Genomic DNA, 21,837 nt, shown 5'->3' on the forward strand with positions numbered 1-21,837 from the left:
GTTGAGGTCGGTCGTCACAACCCGAGCCTGAACACCCTCCGTCCGCGTCTACAGCGCCCTTCGACCCTTCGGGTCGATAGGACTTACTCGTCTAGCACCTTGCGGCGGAACTCCGCCGGATATCCACGCCGCCCCATGCGGCCCTCCCCGGGACTCGGGAGGCCTCAGAATCCAGTAACCCGACTCCGGGAAACAGGGGGCACACCAAGGCGTCCGGCCCACGGGGGTCACTTCAGTGGAGGCCTTGGGGTTGCCCCAGGGGGTCACTTCAGTCACTTCGCTTTGGCGGGCTCACGCAACCTTGGCGGCGTGGAAGACGTCCGCCGGCAGGGCATGGTCCAGTTGCCAGAGGATGCGCATCGGGCGCTCGCCGGTGTGGGAGACGTAAGCCATCGGACCGGCGTAGAGGTAGGGCGGCGTGCCGAGCGTCCCGTCCGCCGTCTTAGACTCGCGGACGAACAGGTGCACCGACGTGCCCATCTGCCGGTGGTTGACGTAGCGCTGCCCTGTCGCTGATCTCTCGGCCGTCGCGTTTTGCGACTCCCACTGGAACAGCGTCGGCGTGATCGCGTGGTCGGCGTACATCGTGGTGGGGGAGAAGTGCGCCTCGGTCTTCTGCAGGGTCACGAAGAAGACATCAGCGCGGTCGCCGGGCACCCAGCGCACGCCGGAGCCCCACGTGCCGTTGAGGTCCTCGAGCCCGAAGGCCGCCAACGCCTCGTCGCGGCTGTAGCGCGCGTGCACGTGCAGCGGGCGGTCGTCAGCTTCACTCAGCGGAGGGGCCACCCGATGGATCCGCTCGTGCAGCACACCGCTCAGCTCAACGAGCTCCTCGGCGCGGCTTCGGTTTGCCAGAAGTCGGGCGAGCAACTCCTCGATGCTGCTGAACGGGTTCCGCGAGCCGAACAGCGAGAAGTACAGCATCGCGGCCAGCCGCCGGAGCCGGGCGCTAGTCTGCGCTGCGGCGTCCGGCCGGGTGACCGACTGGAAGAACCGCAGCCGCTCGAGGTCGTCGACGTGCAGCATGCGGCCGAGCGCAGCACCCAGGCCGGCGTCGTCAGGGCCTGGCGTGTCCTCGACGCAACCGGCCGCCCGCTGCAGGTCTAACCAGCTGCGACCATTGCCGCGGTAGAGGTCCTCGAGCTCGATGCCCGCCTCCTCGAGGAAGTCGGACAGCGACGGCGCCTGCTCGCGCTTGGCCTCGCTGATCAGCCCCTTCCACGACACGCTCAGCGACTGCTTGATGTTGTCGAGGACGACCCGCTGCGCCACGCGGTCGAGCTCGATGTGGCACCCGGCCGGCAGGGTGGGGAAGCCCTGCTCGACGTTGCGCTGCAGTCCTCGCCGCGAGCTGCCGGTCAGCGCGCGGAAGCGCAGGTCGAAGCGGAACTCCTTGTGCTGGGCGCCGATGAAGTCAAGGACGGTCAGGCAGGCCTTGTCCTCGGCCAGCCGCAGGCCGCGACCCAGCTGCTGGAGGAACACCGTTGCGCTCTCCGTGGGGCGGAGGAAGAGCACGGTGTCGACGGTCGGGATGTCCAGGCCCTCGTTGAACAGGTCGACGGCGAAGAGGACGTTGACCGTTCGGTCGCGCAGCGCGGCCAGCGCTGCGGCGCGCTCCTCACGGCTCGATATCGACGTCACCGCGCGGCTCGGGATGCCGGCCCGGGTGAACCGGTCGGCCATGTACTGCGCGTGCTGAACGCTCACGCAGAAGCCCAGCGCTCGCATCCGGCCGGGGTCCTCGACCTTGTCCTTCACCGCCTGGAGGACGAGCCGGACGCGATGGTCCTCGCCGGTGTAGACGTTGGTCAGCTCGGTGGTGTCGTACCCGCGGCCGCGCTTCCACCGCAGCTGGTCGAGCGCGACGTCGTCGTGGATGCCGAAGTACTGGAACGGCGCGAGCAGGCCCTGCTCGAGCGCCTCCCACAGCCGCAGCTCAACGGCGGTGCGCCCGTCGAACCAGGTGCGCACGTCGGCGCCGTCGGCTCGCTCGGGCGTTGCCGTCAGCCCGAGCAGGACGGTCGGCTTGAGGTGCTCGAGCAGCCGCCGGTACGTGGTTGCCTCGGCGTGGTGGAACTCGTCGACGATGACGACGTCGAAGTGCGTGGGGTCGAGCTGATCGAGGTCGAGCTGGTTGAGCGACTGGACGGAACCGAACACGTGCCGCCACTCGCGGGGCCGCTGCCCGCCGACGAAGAGCTCGCCAAAGTCCCCCTGACGCAGCACGTGCCGGAATGTCGACAGGCTCTGGGTCAGCAACTCCTCGCGGTGGGCGACGAACAGGAGCCGGTCGACCATGCCGCTCTCCCGCAGGCGCCGGTAGTCGAGCGCGGACACGACCGTCTTGCCTGTACCGGTCGCCATCACCACGAGGTTGCGCCACCGACCGTGGATGGTCCGCTCGGCGTCGAGCCCCTCGAGGATCTCCCGCTGGTAGCCGAACGGGCGGACGTCGAGCGTGGTGATCTCGATGGGCAGGTCGGACGGACCGCCGCGCTCTGCAGCGAGCGCCGCGCGGAGTCGGTCGCCATCGCGGTGCGGCTCGTAGGTCTCGAACGACGGGTCGAGCCAGTAGCTGTCGAACGTCTCGGCGAACGTGGTGAGCAGGTGCGCCTGCTCGACGTTGGACAGCCGCACGTTCCACTCGAGGCCGTCGGTCAGGGCGGTGCGGGACAGGTTGGAGGAGCCGACGTACGCCGTCGACAGGCCAGTGCCGCGGCGGAAGAGCCAGGCCTTGGCGTGCAGCCGCGTCGTCCGGGTCTCGTATGAGACCTTCACCTCGGCGCCGAGTTCAACGAGGCGATCGAGCGCGCGCTGGTCGGTGGCGCCCATGTACGTGGTGGTGATGACGCGCAGCTGGCCGCCGCGCTCGCGCAGCTCGGTGAGCTGCTTCTCGATGACCCGCAGGCCCTGCCACTTGATGAAGGCGCACAGCAGGTCGACGGAGTCGGCGGAGGCGAGCTCGCGGGCGACTTCGAAGCCGATGCGCGGCTGACCGCGGCCGTTGACCAGCAGGGCGCTGGTGGACATCGGGACGGCCGGTCGCTCGGGGAACGTCGCTGGGCCAGGCGTGGGGGAGGGCTGGGCGACGGCGAGGAGCGTCCGCGGTGGCTCGACGACGGCGTCCTCGGGAGCGGCCGCGTCCGGAGCCAGTGCGGTGATGGCCTTGACCATGTCGTTGGCCAGCGCGACCTGGCGGCCGACCGCGGCCCGGTCACCGCCGCCGGCGATGCGCAGGGCTCGCGATGCCAGCTCGGTGATGTGGCGGGTCAGCGCCTCGTGCGCGTCGACCGGGTCGAGTTCGCCGAGGGAGACGAGGTCGGAGTCCGCGCCGGCCAGTCGACCGTTCAGAGCCGCGGTCAGGAGGTGCTCGTAGACGCCCGGCGTCAGGTCTGCCACGAACGGACCGTAACCGGAAGGCGACCCTCAGCTGGTCATGCCACTCGGCCGCTGTCCGAGGGGAGCACGGATGGCAGCCACTCGATCAGGGTGGCCATGGGCTCGTCCAGTCCGACTGACAGGCGGCTCGTTCCTACGATGGCGCGGCTTCTCGCTCGTCGATCCGGAGGAAGTCTTGTCAGCGTTGCTGCCTGCATGGGCTACCGCCAAGGTCATCACCTCGGCGGTAGCCGGAGCCGTCGTAGTCGGCGGCGCTATCGCGGTGGTTACCGCTGACGACTCGGTCGAGGCGACCGTGGTCGACGTCGTCGACGGCGACACCCTCGACGTGCGCTACGACGGCGCCGAACACCGCGTGCGGCTGTTAAACCTCGACACGCCGGAATCCGTCGATCCCAAGCAGCACTGTGCAGTGCATGGGTCCTGAGGCGACGCAGTACCTCGAAGGACTGCTGCCAGCAGGTACGTCCGTGCGCCTCGAGTACGACGTCGAGCGGGAGGACGGTTACAGCCGTGAGCTGGCCGGCGTCTTTCTGGGCGACCTGCTCGTCAACGCCGAGATCGCCGAACAGGGGCTCGGGGTCGCCATCGCGGTGGGTGAAAACCTGCGCATCTTCGATGCGGTGCAGGCCGGTCAATCCGAGGCCCAGAGAGCCGGACGAGGCCTGTACGCCGAGGACGTCGCGTGCACCGTGCCCGCACGCGTGGCTGCAACAGAGGCAGGAGCTCAGGCCGCACAGCCCATGGCCTCCAGTGCCCCGCCGTCTGACATCGCTGCTGCAGGTGAGGACATCGCGGAGTCGTTGCTTGAAGTCTCTGCGCTCCTCGGCGAGCTCAACGGCGACCCGAAGGTCTTCCCTGTCCTTCCATTCAGTCCGGGTCAACTGGCGGACCTCCGCGGACGGTTGCTGTCTGCCCAAGGCGAACTCACCTCTGCGCGAGACGCCAACGCGACAGCACTCAGGCAGGCACGAGCGAGGGTTGAGGCGGAAGCGCGTGCTGCTGAAGAAGCTCGTCGCGCGGCCGAGGAGGCGGCGCCCCGAGCAGCGGAGGAAGAAGCTCGGCGGGCAGCCGAGGAGGCCGCTCGCCACGAGGCTGAGCGGGCCGCGGCCGAGGCTGCAGCGCGTGCTTCCCAGCCATCGTCGTCGACGAGCGGCGGGTCGTCCCGCTCCTCCGGCCCGTCTAGTGCGCCGCGCACCACGACGCCCCCACCACAGCCTTCGTCAAGCAACTCTGGCTCCGGCGGCCCCAGCGGGTACACCGGGTGTCGCAGCTACGCGCCGGGTGGCGGGAGCTGGACGCCGATCCCCTGCTGAGCCGCGATACGGACCGCTGCCGTGCAGGCTAGATTCGGCTGGCCAGGGGCGCCTGCCCCGGGTGATGAGGACCGGGACTCCTGATGGGTCGCCAACCGAGGTCGCGGCCGCCGGTCGCTCAACAGGCGAGCGGCAGGCCGTGGAAGGCCTGTTCGCGGTGCCATATGACGTGTCGCTCGGCTGGCGTCGGTGTCCCGGGGCGCGGCCGAAATCGACGACCGTGGAGCTCGTAGATGGCTCGACCGTGGAGGTGCGGGCGGAGAAGCGCGGCGAGACCACGACCGTCAGGTCGTCGTCGAGGCCGAGGACACCGCGGTCGAACAGCTTGTGGTACAGCGAGCAGAGCGCCAGGCCGTTGTCGAGTCGACGGGCCCGACGAGCGGATGTGCGCGGCCTCCAGGCCGACCGGCGCGCCGCCCATCTGACCGTCGAAGCCGCAGAACGCGCACTGTCGGTCCAATGCCTTGATGACGGCGGCCGGCCACTACTGCTCCGCCGTCGTCGGGCGGATCTCGCTTCGCGGGTGGGTCCGCTACCCTCCAGTAGGTCCGGATCCAGGCCGACCGCGACGAGGACGTCAGGTGCCACCGTGCTCGGGAAGCGGTTCTCGACTAGCTAGGCACGCGTGGCCTCGGCGAGGAGTTCCGGACAGTCCCGCAGGGGAGATTCCCAGCGACGCCTCGAAGTGTCCGGTCACGCCCTGGCGCAGCGGGCCGACGTAGTTCATTAGGACGTCGTGGTCGAGCGGCCACACGCGCCGTCGGAATGCAGCGGTGTGAACGGGAACGCGGCGCTCTGCGCGCGGCCCGTCGTCGATGTCGGCCCGAACTTCTCGATCAGGTCGGCGAGCTCCTGCTCCGCCTCGGACCTAGGCAGGCTGCTCAATTCGGTGGACGCAAGCCGGTCAAGCGCCAGGGAGCACGAGCACGGGCCAGCTGCGTGGGAGCGGCGCGCTCGGGACCTGATCGAGCACCGCGTCTGAGTGCGCCGCTGCGCGGGTGTCGTGTCTAACCGACCAGCCTGCGCCCGCGTGGGTGTGGCTGGCGCGTTGACTGTGGCCGGTGTGGGTGTGTGGACGACGAGATGAGCTCGTGTGCCCGCTGATTGCGGTCGGCGTGCTAGACAGCGGACCGGCCGTGCTCGGTGTCTGCCCGCCGGCCCCATTCCCGGCGGCTGTCAGCTCGTCGTGGACCTGCCCGGAGGTACCGCCATGGAGGCTCGCCCACGCACGCTCAAGAGCGTGTTCCACCCCAACGTGCGACTCGAGGTCCCCCTTTTCCAGCGCCGCTACGTCTGGACGGCGGAGCAGCAGTGGGAGCCGCTGTGGGAGGACGTGCTGGCGACTCTGGAGCGCATGAGGGGTGATGACTCCCTTCCGCACTTCATGGGCGCGATCGTCCTGGAGCACGTGCGCCGGCCGCACGGCAGCATCGAGGTCCGCCAGGTCATCGACGGGCAGCAGCGTCTGACCACGCTCCAGCTCATGACGGCCGCGGTCCGGGACGTCGCCGTCGAACTCGGGGCGTCGACCCGGACGGTCAAGCGGCTGGGGGTGCTGTTGGAGAACGACCCCGAGATCATCGACTCCGCCGACGACGTATTCCGGCTGTGGCCCACCAACGCCGACCGGGCCGACTTCCGCGCCGTCCTCACTGGTGCGCACCGCCGGTCCTGCGCGGCCGATGCCGGATCCAGCCGCATCGTCGGCGCCTACCTGTGGTTCATGCGCGAGGTCGAGCGCTGGCTGGAGCCGGTGGCTCCGGACGAGCGCGCCGACCGTATCGACGAGCTCACCACCGTCATCGCCGACGGGCTGGAGACCGTCGTCATCGACCTCGGTCCTGAGGACAACGCGCAGGTCATCTTCGAGACGCTGAACGCCCGCGGGACGGCGCTGCTGGCGTCGGACCTCATCAAGAACCTGATCTTCCGCACGCTGCAGGGCGCCAGCCGGCCCAGCGACCACCTCTACGAGAAGCACTGGCGGCCGCTCGAGGAGGACCACTGGCGGACGGAGGTCCGCCAGGGCCGCCTGATGCGCCCGCGGCTCGACGCGTTCGTGGGGCACTTCCTGGTCGTCCACCTCCAGCGTGAGGTTCAGGCCCACCAGCTGTTCTCCAGCCTGCGCGACCACGTCGGACGCAGCGCCGACCGGGCCGAAGAGGTGCTGGTCGAGCTGTCGCGTTACGCGCAGGTCTACGACCGGATCGAGCGGCGCGAGGACCTCACCGAGCGTGAGGTCGCGTCGCTGGAGCGGCTCGCCATCGCAGACACCCAGACGGTCCAGCCGCTCCTCCTGTGGCTCTTCGCGAACCACGCCGGCCCGGAGCGCGCGCGGGCGCTGGCTGCGCTGGAGTCCTACCTCGTCCGGCGGGCCATCTGCCGCCTCAGCGGGAAGAACTACAACCGCATCTTCCTCGACCTGCTGCGCCGGCTGACCAACGGCGAGGGCGCCCCCGGAGAGTTCGTCACCTCCTACCTGGCCCGCCAGGGATCCGACTCCGGGGTGTGGCCCAGCGACGAGGAGCTCGAGCGATCAATCCTCATCCTCCCGGCCTACAAGCTGCTCAAGCGAGCGAAGCTGAACCAGGTCCTGGTGGCGCTGGAGGAGCAGTCCCGCGGCCCGCGCACCGAGTCGGTCCGGCTGACCGGCAAGCTGTCGGTCGAGCACCTCGTCCCGCAGCAGTGGCAGGACAACTGGCCCCTGGCAGTGCCGGGCGGGCCGTCGGACGACGCCGCGGAGCGGGACGCGCTGCTGCACACGCTGGGCAACCTGACGCTCCTCACGCAGCCGCTCAACAGCGCCATCTCCAACGGCAGCTGGGACCGCAAGCGGGCCGAGATCACCCAGCTCAGCAGCCTGAGGCTCAACAGCGGCTTGCCGGTGGTATTCGGCAACGAGTCGGTCCGGGCGCGCGGTCGCTATCTGGCCAGCCTCGCCGCCGCCGTCTGGCGCCGTCCGCCGCTGGCTCTCGGCCAGACCACCTACGTCGACGAGGCAGAGCGCGATCTGCGCCCCGACCGGGAGGGCGCTCGCCCGCGACCCAGCCGGGCTCCGCAGTCGACCCCCTCGGCCAGCGGCCGGCGCCGGGACATCGCCGCGCACATCGCGCACGCCTTCGCGGACCTGCCGGTCGGCTCCTTCCTCACCGTCTCGCAGATCCGAAACACGCCGTCCCCGGAGTACGAGGGGACGGCACCGTCTGCCGGGGCGATTTCCGCGCGGCTGTTCCCCGCCAGCGGGCCCATGACCCTCGTCGGCGTCGTCCCTGACCAACGCAACGGCGTCCGCGGGGCCAGGAAGACCGCCGCCTGATCGCCGGGGCCGGTAGGCCGGGCGCTCTTTCGGGTGGCGGAGGTCAAGGCGAGGAGCTCGGCCGCCGATAAGAGACGATGGCGTCTCAGTTCCTCAGCACGGTCTGGGGCCCCGACCCGTCTGCCTGACCCTGGAGCGTGCCTCGAATGTCCCACCGTGCCGCCGTGCCCTGCCCCCGTCTCGACGAGCAGGGCTGAGCGAGGTGGCAGGTCTGCACGTCCACCGGTCGGAGAGCGCCCAGGCCCTGGTCGACGCGCTGGTCCACCTACTGGCCGCACCGCCCGACGACCCCTTCGACCGCGACGTCGTCGCCGTCCCGGCGCGCGGCGTCGAGCGGTGGATCACCCAGCAGATGGCCACCCACCTCGGCGCCACCGGCAAGCGCGACGGCGTCTGCGCGCGCGTCGACTTCCCGCGGCCCGACGACCTCCTCCTCAGCGCGATCGCGGCCGCCAGCGCAGAGCACCGGCACGCGGTCGACGCCTGGCAGCCCGGCCGGGTCGTCTGGTCGATGCTCGACGCCCTCGACGAGGTCCTGCGCGAGGCCCTCACCAGCACAGATGACTGGTGCGCGGCGCTGCGCGCGCACCTCACCACCGCCGACGGCCAACCGAGCGAGCGCCGCTACGGCGTCGCGCACCGGCTCACCGAGCGGTTCGCCGGCTACGCCGCCGCCCGCCCCGAGCTGATCACCGCTTGGCAGGCCGGCGACGACACCGCGCCCGCCGACCTGAGCTGGCAGCCCCCGCTCTGGCGCCGGCTGCGCGAGCGGGTCGGCGCGCCGTCCCCGGCCGAGCTCCTCGACGGCGCGTGCGACGAGCTGCGCCGCCGGCCCGAGGCCGCGGACCTGCCGGGCCGGATCAGCGTCTTCGGCGCCAGCCGCCTCGACGCGGCCAACCTCCGGGTCCTCGCTGCGCTGGCCGAGCGCCGCGAGGTCCACCTGTGGGTCAACTCCGCGAGCCCCGCCCTGTGGGACGCCGTTCGGCAGGCGGGCGACACCGGCCCGCGCCGGGCCGACCTGCGCGTGCGGACGAACAACCCGCTCCTCGCCTCGCTCTCCCGCGACGTTCGCGAGCTGCAGGCGCGCCTGCACGCGCTCAAGCCCGCCACCGACGTCCACCACCCGCCGGCCCGCCGGGCGAAGCAGACCCTGCTCGAGCACCTGCAGGCGTCGCTGTCCCTCGACGAGCGCCCGGCGCAGCCGGTCGAGCTCAAGCCCGACGACCGCTCCGTCCAGGTGCACGCCTGCCACGGCCGCGCCCGCCAGGTCGAGGTGCTGCGCGAGGTCGTCGTCGGCCTCCTGGAGGACGTGCCCGGCCTCGAGCCGCGCGACGTGCTGGTCATGTGCCCGGACGTCGAGGCCTACGCGCCCCTGATCGAGGCTGCCTTCGGCGACGACGGCCACCCCGGCCGCACCCTGCGGGTGTCGCTGGCCGACCGGTCGCCCCGCATGGTCAACCCGCTGCTCGGCGTCGCCGCCGACCTCCTCGACCTCGCCGCGGGCCGCGTGCCGGCGACGCAGGTCCTCGACCTGGCCGGCGCCGACCCGGTGCGGCAGCGCTTCAGCCTGGACGACGACGACCTCGAGAAGCTGCGCGACTGGACCGTGGCCGCCGGCGTCCGCTGGGGGCTGGACGCCGGCCACCGCGACCGCTGGCAGCTCGGCGACCTCTCCGAGGGCACCTGGCGCGCGGGCATCGACCGGCTGCTGGCCGGCGTCGCCCTCGACGAGGACGCCGGCCTGTGCGGTCCCGCGCTGCCGGTCGACGGCATCGACTCCGCCGCCATCGAGCTGGCCGGCCGGTTCGCCGAGCTGGTCGACCGCCTGGAAGACGCCGTCACGCGCATGACCGGCCGGCAGCCCGCCACCGCCTGGGTCGACCTGCTCGAGGAGTCCGTCGCGGCGCTGGCCGACGTCCCCGCCGACGAACCGTGGCAGGTCGCCGGCCTGCGCCGCGTGCTCGACGAGCTGCGCGCCGGCGCGGCCGGGGCGACGGCGGAGATCGGGCTGGCCGAGTTCACCGCTCTCGTCGGCGGCCGCCTGCAGGCCCGGCCCACCACCGCCGGCTTCCGCACCGGCGGGCTGACCGTCTGCACCCTGACCCCCATGCGGTCGGTGCCGCACCGCGTGGTCTGCCTGCTTGGCATGGACGACGGCGCCTTTCCGCGCCAGGCCCCGGTCGACGGCGACGACCTGCTGCTCCGCGACCCCTGCCTCGGCGAGCGCGACCCGCGCAGCGAGGACCGGCAGCTCCTCCTCGACGCGCTGTGCGCGGCCGGGGAGCACCTGGTGGTCACCTACTGCGGCTCCGACGTCCGCACCGGCGCCCAGCTGCCGCCCGCCGTCCCGGTCGGCGAGCTGCTCGACGCCCTGGACGGCCTCGCCGTCACCACCGACGGCCGGCCGGCCCGCGCGGCGATCGTCGTTTACCATCCGCTCCAGCCGTTCGACCGGCGCAATTTCCTCCCCGGCGCGCTCGGCCGGCCCGGGCCGTTCTCCTTCGACCGCCTGGCCCTGGCCGGGGCGGAGGCGGCGGGCGCGGAGCGCGCCGCGGCGCCCGACCTCCTCGACGGGCCGCTGCCGATCGAGGACGAGGAGGTCGTCGCGCTCGACCGGCTCGTGTCGTTCTGGCAGCACCCGGCCCGCGAGTTCCTCCGCCAGCGGCTGGACGTCGTCCAGCCGTCGGCCGGCGAGTTCCCCGACGACGCGCTGCCCGTCGCCCCCGACAACCTCGACCGCTGGGGGATGGGCGACCGGGTGCTGCAGGACCGCCTGCGCGGGCTCGACGCCGAGTCGGCCCGCGTGCTGGAGCGCGCCCGCGGTGCACTGCCGCCGTCCCCGCTCGGCGACGGCGACCTGGCCGACATCTGCACGGTGGTGGACCGGCTGCTCGACGCCAGCCGGGACGTCCGCACCGGCGCCGCCGAGACGGTCGACGTCGACCTCCCGCTACCCGGCGGCCGGCGGCTGACCGGCGCGGTCCGCGGGGTGCACGGGGACGTCGTCGTCAGCGTCACCTTCTCGAAGGTGCGCGCCAAGCAGCGGCTGCGGGCCTGGCTGCAGCTGCTCGCGCTCACCGTCGCGCACCCCGGCCGGCCGTGGCGCGCGGTCGTCGTCGGCCGCAGCGAGGACCCGCAGGTCACCGTCGTCACGCTGCCGCCGCTCGACGCCGAGGCCGCTCGTGCCGCCCTGCTCGACCTCGTGCGGCTGCGGGACGCCGGCTGCCGCACCCCGCTGCCGCTGCCGATCGCCACCGGCGAGGCGTACGCCGTCGCGCGCCGGCGCGACCCGTCGAACCTGGCCGCCGCCCGCAAGGCGGCCGAGGAGTGCTGGGTGAGCGGCCGCTGGAGCAAGGAGGACACCGAGGAGGCGCACGTCCTCGTCTGGGGGGCCGGCGCCGGCCTGGACGTGCTGGAGGCCTGGGCCGCGCCACCCGGTGCGCTCGACCCCGGCACGACCGGCCCGACCGACCTCGACCGCCTCGCCCGCACGGTGTGGGAGCCGCTGCTCGCGCACGAGAATCAGGAGTCCCGATGACCGCCGTCCCGCCCGCCGTGCCCGTGGACCTCTCCGGGCCGCTGCCCACCGGGACCACGGTGCTGGAGGCCAGCGCCGGCACCGGCAAGACGTACACGATCGCCGCGCTGGTGACCCAGTTCGTCGCCGAGGACCAGGCCCGGCTCGGCGAGCTGCTCGTGGTCACGTTCGGCCGGCTGGCCACCAGCGAGCTGCGCGCCCGGATCCGGGAGCGGCTGGCCGTGACCCGCGACGCGCTCGCCGACCCGGCCACGGCCCGGGCGTCGAAGGACGAGGTCGTCGCGCGACTGGCCCGGGGCTCGGACGCCGAGGTCGAGGAGCGCCGGGACCGGCTCACCGCGGCCCTGGCCCATTACGACGCGGCCACCATCGCCACCATCCACCAGTTCTGCCAGGAGGCCCTGCGCGGGCTCGGCGTGGTCGCCGACGTGGACCCTGGCACCACGCTGCGCGAGGACCTGGGCGACCTGGTGGACGAGGTCTGCGACGACGTCTACCTGCGCATGCTCATCGACACGCCGGACGCCGACTTCCCGCACCCGGACGCGCGCGCCGTCGCCCGGGCCGCGGCCCTGGAGGACCCGCAGGCGCTGCTCGTGCCCGCGAACGCACCGGCCGGCTCGATCCCGGCGTTCCGGGTGGAGTTCGCGACCGCGGTGCGGGCGGAGACCGAGCGGCGCAAGCGCGCGCTGCGGGTGCAGGGCTTCGACGACCTGCTGGTCCGCACCCGCGACGCGCTCGCCGCCCCGGTGACCGGGCCGGCCGCCCGCGACCGTCTGCGCGACCGGTTCCGCGTGGTCCTCGTCGACGAGTTTCAGGACACCGACCCCGTCCAGTGGGAGGTGTTCCGGCTGGCCTTCCACGGCGTGCCCGACCGCGCCCTGGTCCTCATCGGCGACCCGAAGCAGGCGATCTACGGCTTCCGCGGCGGCGACGTCCGCACCTACCTGGCCGCCGCCGGCGTCGCGGGCACCCGCGCCACGCTCGGCACCAACTGGCGCAGCGACCAGCGCCTGCTCGACGGCCTCCAGACCGTCTTCCGCGGCGCCGCGCTCGGGGACCCGGAGATCGTCGTCCGCCCGGTGCGCGCCGGGCGCGACGGCACGGCGCTGACCCCGGCGGACGCCCGCCCGGTGCAGCTGCGGGTGCTGCAGCGCGACGGCCTCCAGACCGTCCGCGGCGGCGGCATCCAGGCCGACGCCGCCCGCTCGGCGGTGGCCGCGGACGTCGCCGCCCAGGTGCGCGCGGTGTTGGACTCCGGCAGCACGATCGCCCCCCGCAAGGGCGACCCCCGCGACCTGACCTGCGGCGACCTCGCCGTCCTCGTGCGCACCGGCACCCAGGCGTTGCTGGTGCGCGACGCGCTCCTGGCCCGGGGCGTGCCCTCGGTGCTGACCGGCCTGTTCAGCGTGTTCGGCTCGGACGCCGCCGGGGACTGGCTGCTGCTGCTTGAGGCGCTCGGCGCCCCGCACCGCCGCGGCCTGGTCCGCCGGCTGGCGCTGACCGCGTGGTTCGGCTGGTCGGCCGCGGAGATCGACGAGCGGGGGAGCGAGGCCACCGACGAGCTGGCCGACGTGCTCCGCGGCTGGGAGCAGGTGTTCTCCCGCAGCGGCGTGGCGGGGCTCTTCGCCGCCGTCTGCGCGGACCGGCAGCTGCCGGTCCGGCTGCTCGGCCGGCCCGACGGCGAGCGGCAGCTGACCGACCGGCGGCACGTCGCCGAGGCCCTGCACGCGGAGGCGACGCGGGCGCGGTTGGGGCTCAGCGGACTGCTGGCCTGGCTGCGGGCCCGGGTCGACGAGGCCCGCTACGACCAGGACGAGGAGCGGGCCCGCCGGCTGGACACCGACGCGGCCGCGGTGCAGATCGTCACCGTGCACGCCAGCAAGGGCCTGGAGTTCCCCGTCGTGTTCGTCCCCTTCGGGTGGGACCCGGCCGGGGGCGGCAACCGGGAGCGGCTGCCGCAGCTGCACGACGCCGACGGCCGGCGGGTGCGTCACGTCGGGGGGAAGACCGCCGCCGACTACACCTCCGCCTGCCAGGCCGAGAAGGACGACAGCGCCGGCGAGGAGCTGCGGCTGCTCTACGTCGCGGCCACCCGGGCGGTCTCGAAGCTGGTGCTGTGGTGGGCCCCGGCCGGGAGCACGTCGACCAGCCCGCTGCACCGGCTGCTGTTCACCGCCGACCCGTCGGCCGACGTCCCCGCCAAGGTCGCCGTGCCCAAAGCGGACGCCGACGCGCTCACCCGGCTGCGGGCTCTGGCCGGCGCGGCGCCCGGCGGGCTCGACGTCGTCCCTGTGACCGCCGCGGACGCCGGGGACGGCGGGGAGGCCGCCGCGACGCCGGCCGACGACACCGACCTGGCCGCCGCGAAGCTGACCCGGGCCGTCGACCCCGACTGGCGGCGGACCTCCTACACCGGGCTGACCCGGCGGGTGCACGAGCGGCCCGCCGCGATCGTCTCCGAGCCCGAGGTCGCCGTGAAGGACGACGAGTCCGACGACGTCCCGGCCGAGGACGCCGGGGGGCACCACGCCGACCAGGGACTGCGCGCGGTGCCCTCGCCGATGGCCGACCTGGCCGGGGGAGCGGCGTTCGGCACCCTGGTGCACGGCGTCCTCGAGGACGTGCTGACCACCGACGGCGACCCGGGGAAGCGGCTGCGCGCGGCCGCCGGCCGGCACCTGGCCGGCCGGACGGGCGGGCTGCTCCCTGAGCAGCTCGCCACTGCGCTGGAGCCGGCGCTGGCGACCCCGCTGGGGGCGCTGGCGGGCGACCGCAGCCTGCGCGACGTCGCGGCCCGGGACGTCCTGACCGAGCTGGACTTCGAGCTGGCGCTGGCCGGCGGGGACGCCCCCGTGGCCGCCGACGTGCGGCTCGGGGACGTCGCCGCGCTGCTGCGCGACCGGCTGCCCGCGGGCGACCGCATGGCCGGCTACCCGGCCGCGCTGGAGGTCCCGGAGCTGGCCCGGCAGCGGCTGCGCGGGTTCCTGACCGGCTCGCTGGACGCGGTGCTGCGGGTGGCCGACGGCGGGCAGCCGCGGTACGTGGTCGTCGACCACAAGACCAACCGGCTGGCCGACCCGGCGGTCCCGCTGACCGCCTGGCACTACCGTCCGGCCGCGCTGGACGCCGCGATGATCGCCGCGCACTACCCGCTGCAGGCGCTGCTCTACCAGGTGGCGCTGCACCGGTTTCTGCGCTGGCGGCAGCCGGACTACGTGCCGGCCGAGCACCTCGGCGGCGTGCTGTACCTCTTCCTCCGCGGCATGTGCGGATCGGCCCTGGGGAGCGCGCCGGAGGGCGACGTCCCCGGCGTGTGGTCGTGGCGGCCACCGGCGTCGGTCGTCGTGGAGTTGTCCGACCTGCTCGCGGAGGGAACCCGATGACGGTCACACCGGAGCCGCGGCTGGCGCTGCGGGCCGACGGCGTGCTCGGCGCCTTCAACCGGGCCGGCGTGCTCGACGCCGCCGACGTGCACGTGGCGCAGCGCCTCGGCCAGATGCAGCAGGAGAGCGACGAGCGGGTGCTGCTCGCCGCGGCGCTGGTCGTCCGCAGCACGCGGCAGGGGTCGGTGATGCTGCCGCTGGCCGACGCCCCGCGGACCGCCGTCCCGGCCGACGGGGCCGAGGCTGCCGCCGGGCTGCCGTGGCCGGAGCCGGCGGGCTGGCTGGCCGCGGTCGCCGGCAGCCCGCTGGTCGCCACCGGCGACGGCACCCGCCGGCCGCTGCGGATGGCCGGCGGTGCCCTGTGGCTGGACCGCTACTGGCGGCAAGAGGTCGCCGTCGCCGACGGCCTGCTCCGCCGGGCCGCCGACGTCCCGGACGTCGACCTGGCGCGGTTGCGGACCGTCCTCGACCGGCTGTGGCCGGGCACCCATCCCGACGACCAGCGGCTGGCCGCGGCGGTGTGCGCGCTGTCCCGGGTGTCGGTGCTGGCCGGCGGGCCGGGAACGGGCAAGACGACGACCGTGGCCCGCCTCGTCGCCGCGTTCCGCGAGCTGGCCGAGCCCGGCGCCCCGCCGCGGCTGGCGCTGGCCGCGCCCACCGGGAAGGCGGCGGCCCGCATGAAGGAGGCGATGCAGCAGGCGGCCGAGCGGGACCCGAACCTGGTCGACGCCGACCGGGCGCTGCTCCGGCAGACCACCGCCTCCACCCTGCACCGGCTGCTGAAGCTGGGCCACCGGGTGCCGCGGTTCGCGCCGGGGCGGGACAACCCGCTGCCGCTCGACGTCCTGGTCGTCGACGAGGCCTCGATGATCTCGCTGACCCTGTTCGCCAAGCTGCTGGAGGCCGTGCCGCCCCGGGCCCGGCTGGTCATCGTGGGCGACCCCGACCAGCTGGCGGCCGTGGAGGCCGGCGCCGTGCTCGCCGACCTGACCGCGGACGCCGACGGCCTGCGCACCCCCGCGCGGACCGAGCTCCTCCGGGCCGCCGTGCCGCACGACGTGGCCGCCGGCGGGCCGGTGGCGCCGGGGTCGCCGCGCGGGCGGGTGCGCGACGGCATCGGCGTCCTGCGTACAGTGCACCGCTTCGCCGACGGCGGCCCGATCGCCACCCTCGCCGACCGGATCCGCGCCGGCTCCGGCGCGGCCGCGCTCGACGTGCTGCGCGGCGGTGCGGACGGCGTCGTGCTGCACGACGTGGCCGACGACGGGCCAATAACCGGCGCACCCCTCGCCGCGCTGCGCGCCGAGGTCACCGACCACGCGCGGAAGGTGGTGGGAGCGGCGCGGGCGGGGGACGCCGCCGCGGCCCTGGCCGGCCTGGAGCGGCACCGGCTCATGTGCGCGCACCGGCGCGGCCCTCGCGGGGTGGGCTACTGGGAACGGCTGGTGGAGCGCTGGGTCGCCGAGGACGTCGGCGTCGAGGCCCGGCGCGACGGCCGCTACGCGGGGCTGCCGCTCATCGTGCTGGCCAACGACTACGACAACGACCTGTTCAACGGGGACACCGGCGTCGTGGTGGCGCGCGGGAGCGACCTGGTCGCGGCCTTCGGGTCGCCGGAGGAGCCGATCGAGGTGCCGCTGGGCCGGCTCGGGGCAGTGGCGCCGATGCGGGCGCTGACGGTGCACCGCAGCCAGGGGTCGCAGTTCGACCGGGTGACCGTGCTGCTGCCCGCGCCGTCGTCCCCGCTGGCCACCCGGGAGATGCTCTACACCGCGGTCACCCGCGCCAGGACGGCGGTCACCGTGGTCGGCTCGGCCGCGGCCGTGCTGAGCTCGGTGGCGCAGCCGGTGGCCCGGGCGACCGGGTTGCGGGCGCGGCTGGCCTGAGCCCGTGCCGGCCCCCCCTCGGCGGGCCAGGCGAGTCGGGGGACCCACCGGGCCGGCGTCCCCGGCCGGTTAGGCCTCGGCCAGCCGGCCGGGGACGCCGGCCTTCCGGAGCAGGTCGCCGACGTGCGAGGTCAGCCCGACCGAGCCGTGGACGCGGATCCCGGCATTCCGCCGGCGCGCCGCGGTGATCAGCGTGCCGAGCTCGTCGAGCCCGTCGGCGGCGTTGAAGTCCAGCCACTCCTGCGGGTCGCCCGGACTGAGCACGCCGCGGCCGCGGAAGAAGTGTGTGGCGACATGTGCCTGTACCACCCACGCGGTGTTCCCGTCGTGCGCCCACTCCAACCGGACCGGACCGAGGACCGCTCGCGCCAACGCGGCTACCGCGAGTACGTCGGCGACGACGTCGTCCGGCACGGCCTCAGGTGGCTGCTGGCCGAGCATGAACGCGTCCCCGCTCCCGGGGACGCCCTCCACGTGGTCGGGGCGGTCGTCGCCGGAGGGGATGGTGGCGCCCGACCAGCGCGCGTCGACCGCCTCCTGCGACAGCACCGAGGCGATGTTCGTGCCGTCCGGGTCCTCGGCATGGAGGAGCGCGAACGGGTCGGTCCAGTACGGCACGGTGGTGAACTTGCCCGGCGCTTGCTCGGTGGGGCAGGTGCGGGTCCAGTGGTCCGCGGTGCCGGTCGCGCTGCCGAAGGTGAACGGCGCGACCCGCCGCCCGACCACAGTGGTGCGCGGGACGGGCAGGCCCAGGCTGTGCGCCATGAGCAGCCCGTACGCCTTGTCGCCGAGGTGCCGGCTGAACCGGTTGGGCCAGCTCGGGGCCGCCGTCAACGTCCCGGGGTCGACGTCCTCGGTCTCCCACCACAGCGTGTGCGTCCGGCGGTGACCAACGCGGCCGGGGTGCACGGAGAACTCCAGCCGCTCGCCGTCGGCGGACTCGATCTCCGGCACGAAGCCGTAGACCGCCGTCAGCAGGCGGACGGCGAGGTCATGCGGCAGCGACGCAGCACCGGGCTTCTCCACGGTGCGGGGCGTGTCGTCCGGGGCGAACTCGACGATGCCACCGAGCGCCACGCCGGAGACACCGCCGTCGCGGACGTCGACCGTCTCGTTGACGATCGTGAAGAAGCCGTCCGCGGCCAGGGAGCGCACCAGCGCGGCGGCCTCGGCGGCCGACGCCAAGCCGTAGTGGAAGGGGCACCCCTTCTCGCGGTCGGGACGGAAGCTGCGGACGTTCACCGTGCCCGCCGACTCCAGCAGGACCGCGGTGATCGCTGCCTCGACGTCGCCGCCGACCTCGCCGGCGCTCGTGCACGCGTGCCGGAGCGCCGGTTGGGTGCCGGAGGAGAAGCTGACGAAACGGGCGACGTTCCCCCGTCGCGCTAGCGCGGCCAGACGGTCGTCTTTCAGGGCGGTCACCGGACCGCGCCGCCGGCCGGCGCGGGGGAGAGCTCGCGTGCAGCCGCGCCCAGGGCCGAGGAGTCACAGCCAGCCGCGTCGAGCGCCGCGATGGCGTCATGCAGCAGGCGCTCACCGTCCTCGACGGACAGCGGGGCGAGGGTGTGCTCGAGCAGCTCGGCGCCGACGCGCTGCGCCGCCACGAACTCCAGCGCACATCCGGTGCTGAACTGCCAGCCCTCGCTGAACACCACCGTGCCGGCGTGCTGCTCGACCAGGCGGGTCCAGAAGCGGTGGTAGTCCGGCTGGTGCCAGCCCGCGATGTCGGCGAGCATCGTCGGGTCGACGACGGGCCGGTCGGCCCAGCGGGCGCGGCAACGGCGCACCAGCGGGCGGGCGCGCTCCAGATTGGGCGCGATGATCTCCTTGCGCAGCCGAGCCCAGTAGGCCGGCGTCCCCTGGTCGGCCTGCGCCGGGTACCAGGTGGCGAAGTCGCGGCCGGTGGTGATCGGCGCGCTCACGTACACCGCGTTGCCGTCCTCGACGCCGAGGCAGCGGAGGAAACCGAGGAGGGCGTCGACCATCGCGTCGGCCGGCGGAGTCGGGTGGCTCACGGTGTCCTCGCTCATGGGCAGGGAGGGTAGACGCTGAGTGAGACGGTTCCGGGATGCCGTGCGGGCGTCGGAATACGTCTCACTCCTCCGGGGCGTCGGCTTAAGGGTCGTCCCCGCTCCGCCGACGACTACCACCGTGTCGAGTCCGGTCGATAAAGAATTTGAAGCTGAACGCTTCGAACTGTTGAGCTTCACCTACAACGAGGTCCTCGCAGCGACCAAGCACCAAGACGAGAAGATCAACAAGCTACTCACCGCGATCGCCTTCCTCGTCGCGGGAGCGTTAGCGCTGGCCAATCTCGCCGACGCGAGATTTGCAATGCGACTGTTCGAGCTCTCAGGCAGCGCATCCGTGCCGCTGATCCTGCTGATGGTCGGGGTATTCCTCGTCGGGGTCTTGGCGGCGGTGGTAATGCTCATTGGCACGATGACTTCCCCGTTGCGGTTCCCGGGCGGTAGTCGCCCGGACGCCCCCGCCATTCCCTATGTGACAGGTCTTCACGCCGGACAGGTCTACTTCAACGAGATCGCCTCGGGCTCGCTGGCTGAATGGCACCGGAAGTGGCACGTCAAGCCGGCCGAACTGCTCCTGCGGGAACGCAACGAGTCGCTTGTCCGGGAGACCCACAACCTCGCCGTACGGGCGGAGTACAAGTACGCGCGGACGAGTGAGGCCGTTGCTGTGCTCTCGTTCGCACTCCTGTCCTTCGCTTCGGCGGCGGTGTTGCTCATTCGAGCGGCTGTGGATCCGCTGACGGACGGGACGTCTCCCGCTTCGCCCGTGCCGATGGACTGGCGTCTGCGCGTGGGGCTCGCTGCCGTCCTGCTGGGGTACGGCTGGTTGCAACTCCGGAACTCCGTCCGCGGTGAGTTGCAGTCCGTCGCCGACCTGGCGTCACTCTTAGAGAAGGAGGAAGAGGGTGGACGGCGCGAGGTTCTTCGGGAACAGAGTTGGATTCGTACCGCAGCCCATCCGCTTGCCGTGGCACTTGTGCCAGCGTGGTTCGTCCTGGCGCCTGCGGACCACTGGGCCTGGGTGGGGATCGCCGGTGCTGTGGCTCTCCCCTGGCTCGCCTGGTGGCTCCTCAGCAGGGCGCTGGCCATTTCGAATGATGCCGTCGACGCGCGGATGAGCCAGATCTGCGAAGTGGAATCGGGAGTAAACTCGTCGGCCGAAGACAGGTCGCCTTTTGTCGAGCGAAGTAAGCACCTGAAGGCACGACAGAAGACCGTGCGGCGGTGGACCGGCGCGGTCGCTCTCATCTACGTAGCCGCGGGGTCATCGTTTGTCTACGCCGACTGGTACCCGGGTCAACTCCTGCTGGCCCTTGCGGGAAGCGTGAGTCTGCTGGTTTCTGCTCTCGTGGCGACCGCTACTCGGCAGCGCCGTCGGGTGGACCGGTACGAGGAGAGACGTGACAAGGCGCTGGCCGCGGCAGAAGGTCCCGACGCTGGGCGGGAAATGAGTGATGTACGTAGGAACGGAGCGGCATCCCACCGTCCGCGGGTCGATGACGAGGTGGCCGAGCCAGACGAGCACCCAGTCCGCCACTGATACGCAGATCACCTCTTGGTGGGGAGACCGTGCCGTCGCGCTTGAGGACGGCGTCGCTCCGACCGAACGGGATTCACGGGCGGCCCTATCGCCGTTCAGCTATTAGGAGGAGCACGTGAGCGCAGTTGTCATCCAGAACAGTCGGCAAGGGCAGCCGCCGCCGCCCGCCCCTCGGAGGGAGGACGGGGGGCTCTATCTGTACTCCATGTTCTTCGACGGCTTCGAGAGCATCGCGTTCGCGGACAAGCCTGAGGAACTCCTCGCCGTCCTTATTCTGGGCTATGACGAGATGGACGACGCCGGTCGGCTGGAGCACCGCATTCGGTTGGCCATCCGGGCCCAGGTCGTCGTCCAGGCGTACATCAACGCCGACCTGGACGCGGAGGACGCCGAGCCCCTGACCGAGGAGGAACGGGCGATCCTCCACGGTCCGCGCCACGAGCAGCCGCGGGTCGACTCCTGGGACCCGCAGGTGCCGCTGGTGCTCGTCGAGACCGGCTATGCGCCCTACACCGACATCGACCAGCCGATCCCCGGCATCGCCGACGTCCAGGACCCGCCTAACCTCATCTGGCTACGCCCTATCGACGAGTACGGCTTCCTCGAGTCGCTGCACCAGGCCGGGTTCATCGCCCTGCACGAGGCTGTGACCACCTGATGGCCACGCCGTTCACTCCCGAGAACATCCATCAGGGGGACGACGACCGCTGGTACCACGACGGCGTCGACGTGACCGACCGGCCGGTGTGGTTCCAGTGCCCCGAGGGTCACGAGTACCAATTCACCTTGGCCGAGGCGGTCGCTCGTCGTGCCCGGTGTCCGGAGTGCCACCCGGATCAATGACCGCCCCAGCATCGCCCGATCAGGTGGTCCTCGGCGGGGGCGCCTCACTACGGGGCGGTCCTGTCACTGGTGCCCGGCACCGTCGGGGTCGTTCGTTCCGCGACTCCTGGAAAGCCCCATGCCGATGACCTCCGTCCGCCCTGTCTCGTCCACCGTCCCGATGTCCCAGGACGTCGTGGCGACCGGCGCCGCCGCTCTCCTCGGACGCGCCGGATTCGCCGCCACGACCGGCGCCTTCGGCGACCTGACTACCGCCGAGGTGCTGTTGCGCGACGGTCGGCGCCTGGTGCTCGTGCCGATGGTGGAGACGCTCTGTAGCGACCGTGAGGCACCTGACGTCGATCTGTGGCACGTGCTCGTCCGCGCCGCCGACGGTGCGTTCCTTGAGTTCGCGGACGGCGAGGGGCGCGAGGACCCGTGTCCGTCGGTGCTGTGGGCCCGCCGCGCGGGTGTGGACCCAGTGGTGGCGGTCTCTCTCGTACAGGCGGCGCTGGCCGACGACGAGGTCTCGGCTCACTTGGCGCTCTCCGTCTGAGCCCTGCGCCGGCGAGTGCAAAGCCGGTGCCACGGTGAGGTGTGCGGG

At 72.9% G+C, this 21,837-nt stretch carries 13 protein-coding genes and 1 pseudogene; 10 read left to right on the forward strand and 4 right to left on the reverse strand.

The features are described 5' to 3' along the window. Nucleotides 1-291: 291 nt before the first annotated feature. Complete coding sequence (locus tag LY71_RS21115; protein ID WP_106281497.1) at nt 292-3,399, reverse strand: DEAD/DEAH box helicase; 3,108 nt, start codon at nt 3,397-3,399, stop codon at nt 292-294. Between the two features lie 175 nt (nt 3,400-3,574). Here LY71_RS21115 and LY71_RS23840 point away from each other — a divergent pair, with 175 nt between their 5' ends. Further along, the gene (locus tag LY71_RS23840) at nt 3,575-3,826 is read left to right on the forward strand and encodes a thermonuclease family protein (RefSeq protein ID WP_211297466.1); all 252 of its coding nucleotides are present in this window, start codon (nt 3,575-3,577) and stop codon (nt 3,824-3,826) included. Between the two features lie 43 nt (nt 3,827-3,869). Next, nucleotides 3,870-4,715, forward strand: coding sequence for a thermonuclease family protein (locus LY71_RS21125; RefSeq protein ID WP_342748031.1), 846 nt, complete (start codon nt 3,870-3,872; stop codon nt 4,713-4,715). Between the two features lie 118 nt (nt 4,716-4,833). On the opposite strand, the pseudogene LY71_RS24615 reads toward LY71_RS21125, so the two are convergent. Then, a pseudogene (locus tag LY71_RS24615) lies at nt 4,834-5,645 on the reverse strand (HNH endonuclease); the annotation flags it as partial. Between the two features lie 280 nt (nt 5,646-5,925). Between LY71_RS24615 and LY71_RS21135 the strand changes: the two are divergent. From LY71_RS21135 to recD, 4 genes are all read left to right on the forward strand, one after another. Further along, nucleotides 5,926-8,031, forward strand: a complete 2,106-nt coding sequence (locus LY71_RS21135) for a DUF262 domain-containing protein (protein WP_106281503.1) — start codon at nt 5,926-5,928, stop codon at nt 8,029-8,031. Between the two features lie 202 nt (nt 8,032-8,233). Beyond that, nucleotides 8,234-11,569: an exodeoxyribonuclease V subunit gamma gene (gene recC / locus LY71_RS21140; protein ID WP_211297467.1), complete on the forward strand. Its 3,336-nt coding sequence runs from the start codon at nt 8,234-8,236 to the stop codon at nt 11,567-11,569. After that, nucleotides 11,566-14,955, forward strand: coding sequence for a UvrD-helicase domain-containing protein (locus LY71_RS21145; protein ID WP_211297468.1), 3,390 nt, complete (start codon nt 11,566-11,568; stop codon nt 14,953-14,955). The genes recC and LY71_RS21145 overlap by 4 nt, the downstream gene beginning before the upstream one ends. After that, nucleotides 14,952-16,841: an exodeoxyribonuclease V subunit alpha gene (gene recD / locus LY71_RS21150; RefSeq protein WP_106281507.1), complete on the forward strand. Its 1,890-nt coding sequence runs from the start codon at nt 14,952-14,954 to the stop codon at nt 16,839-16,841. The genes LY71_RS21145 and recD overlap by 4 nt, the downstream gene beginning before the upstream one ends. A 69-nt stretch (nt 16,842-16,910) precedes the next feature. Here the strand turns inward: recD and LY71_RS21155 are convergent, their stop codons facing one another. After that, nucleotides 16,911-18,263 carry a hypothetical protein gene (locus LY71_RS21155; protein ID WP_106281509.1) on the reverse strand — a complete coding sequence of 451 codons (1,353 nt, stop codon included), beginning with the start codon at nt 18,261-18,263 and terminating at the stop codon, nt 16,911-16,913. Next, nucleotides 18,260-18,871 carry a hypothetical protein gene (locus LY71_RS21160; RefSeq protein ID WP_146146202.1) on the reverse strand — a complete coding sequence of 204 codons (612 nt, stop codon included), beginning with the start codon at nt 18,869-18,871 and terminating at the stop codon, nt 18,260-18,262. The genes LY71_RS21155 and LY71_RS21160 overlap by 4 nt, the downstream gene beginning before the upstream one ends. Before the next feature lie 121 nt (nt 18,872-18,992). Between LY71_RS21160 and LY71_RS21165 the strand changes: the two genes are divergently transcribed. From LY71_RS21165 to LY71_RS21180, 4 genes are all read left to right on the forward strand, one after another. Then, the gene (locus LY71_RS21165) at nt 18,993-20,411 is read left to right on the forward strand and encodes a hypothetical protein (protein WP_106281514.1); all 1,419 of its coding nucleotides are present in this window, start codon (nt 18,993-18,995) and stop codon (nt 20,409-20,411) included. 115 nt (nt 20,412-20,526) lie between these two features. Continuing rightward, nucleotides 20,527-21,069, forward strand: coding sequence for a hypothetical protein (locus LY71_RS21170; protein ID WP_106281517.1), 543 nt, complete (start codon nt 20,527-20,529; stop codon nt 21,067-21,069). Next, nucleotides 21,069-21,254: a zinc-ribbon domain-containing protein gene (locus LY71_RS21175; RefSeq protein WP_106281519.1), complete on the forward strand. Its 186-nt coding sequence runs from the start codon at nt 21,069-21,071 to the stop codon at nt 21,252-21,254. Before LY71_RS21170 ends, LY71_RS21175 begins: the two co-directional genes overlap by 1 nt. 160 nt (nt 21,255-21,414) lie before the next feature. After that, nucleotides 21,415-21,789 carry a hypothetical protein gene (locus LY71_RS21180; RefSeq protein WP_146146203.1) on the forward strand — a complete coding sequence of 125 codons (375 nt, stop codon included), beginning with the start codon at nt 21,415-21,417 and terminating at the stop codon, nt 21,787-21,789. Nucleotides 21,790-21,837: the final 48 nt, after the last annotated feature.

Origin of the sequence: Geodermatophilus tzadiensis (assembly GCF_003002915.1) — a bacterium.
In the GTDB taxonomy this organism is placed as follows: Bacteria; Actinomycetota; Actinomycetes; order Mycobacteriales; family Geodermatophilaceae; genus Geodermatophilus; species Geodermatophilus tzadiensis.